We start from the raw sequence: 3,537 nt of genomic DNA, 5'->3' as shown, positions 1-3,537 counted from the left end.
ACATAAGCCAAGGCACGCTCGACATTTGCTTCAGCGAGATGCGGCCGCATCTGGATCGGCGACAAGGTCGCGAAAATGATGATGGCGAGCAGCGCCAGCGCCGCAGTGCGGAACAATTTGGTCATGGCCCTTGCATATCCGTGGTGAGCCGGCACGGCAAACGCCGCGATGACGCATGGCCGGGTCGCGGCCGCCATTGCTGCCCGCCAGTGGCCTTCGCCGAACTATTCCTCCGTCGGCATATGCAGATACATCGACTGGATGCCGACACGGCCCGGTCCGGTGAATCGGTTGACGATGAAATTCATGTTGGCGCCGAAGAAGCCGCTCGACAGGCGATCGATCTTGGTCTCCATCCTGACCGAGGCATCCTTGAACAGCCAGCCGCCTGGTTCGATGTCGATGGTTTCGCCGGCGGCGAGCGTCTTTTCGAAGACGTTGCCATAGCCGTGCAGCCAGACGATGCCATCGCCGGAATCACCGCGAAAGCGGTCGATGAAAAAGCCGCTCTGGCCGAACAGCATCGTCGCCAGGCCGCGCACCCGTTCGAAGGTGTAGTCGACATTGCCGGTGGCGGCGAGAAACTGGTGCTCGCGCACCTGGATCTCTTCGCCGTGCCTGAGATGGATCGGCACGATGTGGCCCGGCCCATCGCGGCTGAAGGCAACGATGCCCGCCCCCGACGCCTCGGTGACGAAGATCTGCATGCCGGCCATCATCCGCTTCAGCGCGCCCTTCAGCGATTTCAGGCCGATGGTGATGGTGGAATTCTTCCACAAAAGGATGTGGTGCTCGAAATAGACCGGCATGCGCGTGACATCGACCGAAAGCACCGGCACCAGCTCGCCCGCTATATGATAGGTGACGCCGCCAAAGGTCTCGTCCGACACCTGTGTCGGCATCAGTTCCGGCAAGCTTGGCATGACGATTCCCCAAGCTGCCTCGCATGCCACCGGTCAAACACCGATCATGGCTGGGGTCAGCGGCCACAGCTTTGCGCTCGATATTTGCGCCGTCAAATGAAAGCCGTGTGCTCGAGGGTCCACTCGCAACAACGTGATGCAATCGCGCGATCATCGAGCGCTCAGGCGGTCAGCATCCGCTCAAGAATCAACGCAGCAATACCGGACTGCGCCGGCCCATAATTGTCGGCCCGGCCAATCTCGGCAAAGCCGTTGGCCAGATAGAAGGCGACCGCACGCCTGTTCTGCTCCACGACCTCGATGCGTAGAGAGCGGGCTTCCGGAAAATTCTCGATCACCTCATCGAGCAACATCCCGCCGATGCCCCGGCCTTGCAGGTCGGGTGCGACATGGAGCTGTTGCAGGTCGACCACGGTGCCGCCTTCGACGCTTTCGGCATAGGCGACGCCGCCGATGCGCTTGCCGTCGTCGGCGACCAGGAATTCGGCATTCGGCCGCTCAAGGCTAGCTCTCAATTTCGCCGGCGAACACCAATCCTCGATGACCCGGTCGATCCGATCAGGGCCATAGACCGCGTCATAGGTCGTGTGCCAGGTTTCGACCAGCAGCGCCCGGATGGCCGTCAGATCACGTTCACCTGCGGTGCGGACAAACACCGCGCTACTCGATGCCCAGCTTGGTCTTGACGAGGTCGTTGACCGCTTGTGGATTGGCCTTGCCGCCGGTCACCTTCATCACCTGGCCAACGAACCAACCGGCCATGCTCGGCTTGGCGCGCGCCTGTTCGACCTTGTCGGGGTTGGCTGCAATCACCTCGTCTACGGCCTTCTCGATGGCGCCGGTGTCGGTGACCTGCTTCATGCCACGGCTCTCGACCAGCTGGCGCGGATCGCCGCCCTCATTCCAGACGATCTCGAACAGGTCCTGGCGATCTTGCCGGAAATGGTGCCGTCCTTGATCAGATCGATGACCGCGCCAAGCTGCTCGGGGGAAACCGGAGCGTTTTCAATGTCTTTTCCGGCCTTGTTCAATTGCCCGAGCAGATCGTTGATGACCCAGTTGGCGGCGAGCTTGCCGTCGCGGCCGGCGGCCACCTTCTCGAAATAGTCGGCGATCGGCTTTTCCGAAACCAGGATCGAGGCGTCATAGACCGACAGGCCGAGCGACGCGATCAGCCGCGCCTTCTTGTCGTCTGGCAGTTCCGGCAATTCCTTGGCCAGCGCATCGACATAGGCCTGGTCGAATTCCAGCGGCAAGAGGTCCGGATCGGGGAAGTAGCGGTAATCATGCGCCTCTTCCTTGGAGCGCATCGAACGCGTCTCGCCCTTGACGGCGTCGAACAGCCGCGTCTCCTGGTCGATCTTGCCGCCATCCTCGAGAATGGCGATCTGCCGGCGCGCCTCGTAGTCGATGGCCTGGCCGATGAAGCGGATCGAGTTGACGTTCTTGATCTCGCAGCGCGTGCCGAACTCGCCGCCCGGCTTGCGCACCGAAACGTTGACGTCGGCGCGCATCGAACCTTCGTCCATGTTGCCGTCGCAGGTGCCGAGATAGCGCACGATGGTGCGCAGCTTGGTGACATAAGCCTTGGCTTCGTCGGCCGAGCGCATGTCGGGCTTGGAGACGATCTCCATCAGCGCCACGCCGGAGCGGTTGAGGTCGACATAGGACATGGTCACATGCTGGTCGTGCATCGACTTTCCGGCATCCTGCTCCAGATGCAGCCGCTCGATGCCGACTTCGATGTCCTCGAATTCGCCCTGACGATCGGGGCCAACGGAAACGATCACCGTGCCCTCGCCGACGATCGGCTGCTTGAACTGCGAGATCTGGTAGCCCTGCGGCAGGTCTGGATAGAAGTAGTTCTTCCGATCGAAGACCGACTTGTGGTTGATCTGCGCTTTCAGCCCAAGGCCGGTGCGGATCGCCTGCTTGACGCATTCCTCGTTGATGACCGGCAGCATGCCGGGCATCGCCGCATCGACCAGGCTGACATTGGCGTTGGGCGCCGCGCCGAAAGCGGTCGAGGCGCCGGAAAACAGCTTTGCTTCCGATGTAATCTGGGCATGGACCTCGAGGCCGATGATGATCTCCCAGTCGCCGGTGGCACCGGAAACAAGGCGCTTGGCGTCGGGCGTGCGGGTGTCGATGAGGGACATGGTGGCCTGCGTATTGGAACTGCGGATAATGCGTTTCGCACACTTTGGTGTGCAACTTCGCTAGTGCAAACCGCCAAAAGAGACAAGCGCCCAAAAAACACAAGCGCAAAGCCGCGGACTGGCCTTTTCAGCTGCGTTCGCCTATGGGAGGTCCATTCCAATGGAGAGTGGATGTCCACTTACGCTCAGTCCCGGTAAGGCCCTGACCTCCTGGCGAGGCAGGGCAGAAAACCTGAAACCCCGTGCCGCGAAGCTTCGCGGCGGCGGCATTTTTTGTTTTCCCGGAAAACTCTCACATGGATATTTCGCGCAGCGCATGACCCCGAAAATCGGTATCGATTTTCGGAAAGGATCATGCGCCAAATCATAAGTGCCACAGCGTCCTTTGCGCGTGCAAGAGGACGCGCGGCGCTGTGGAAACAGCGCATCCTGCACCTGCTCGCGCAGGGCGGACG

2 protein-coding genes and 1 pseudogene are annotated in these 3,537 nt (G+C 61.3%); all 3 read right to left on the bottom strand.

Annotation, left to right across the window (positions count from 1 at the left end; genetic code table 11):
• Nucleotides 1-224 precede the first annotated feature (224 nt).
• The 3 genes and pseudogenes from EN879_RS28295 to gatB all read right to left on the bottom strand — a co-directional run bounded on the left by EN879_RS28295 (nucleotide 225) and on the right by gatB (nucleotide 3,082).
• Nucleotides 225-923 (bottom strand): AIM24 family protein, encoded by a 699-nt coding sequence (locus EN879_RS28295; protein WP_027160398.1) that lies wholly within the window; start codon nucleotides 921-923, stop codon nucleotides 225-227.
• 161 nt (nucleotides 924-1,084) lie between these two features.
• Nucleotides 1,085-1,579: a GNAT family N-acetyltransferase gene (locus tag EN879_RS28290; protein ID WP_063168096.1), complete on the bottom strand. Its 495-nt coding sequence runs from the start codon at nucleotides 1,577-1,579 to the stop codon at nucleotides 1,085-1,087.
• A gap of 4 nt (nucleotides 1,580-1,583) precedes the next feature.
• Nucleotides 1,584-3,082 (bottom strand): annotated as a pseudogene (gene gatB / locus EN879_RS28285) (Asp-tRNA(Asn)/Glu-tRNA(Gln) amidotransferase subunit GatB).
• Nucleotides 3,083-3,537 lie beyond the last annotated feature (455 nt).

It is taken from the genome of Mesorhizobium sp. M7A.F.Ca.AU.002.02.1.1, assembly GCF_003998535.1.
GTDB lineage: Bacteria > Pseudomonadota > Alphaproteobacteria > Rhizobiales > Rhizobiaceae > Mesorhizobium > Mesorhizobium ciceri.
The sequence above is the reverse complement of the archived record's forward strand: the minus strand, read 5'-3'. Positions and strand labels throughout refer to the sequence as shown.

Excerpts from the sequence above, each read along its gene's own strand:
- EN879_RS28295 (WP_027160398.1), bottom strand. The coding sequence starts at position 923 with ATGCCAAGCTTGCCGGAACTGATGCCGACACAGGTGTCGGACGAGACC.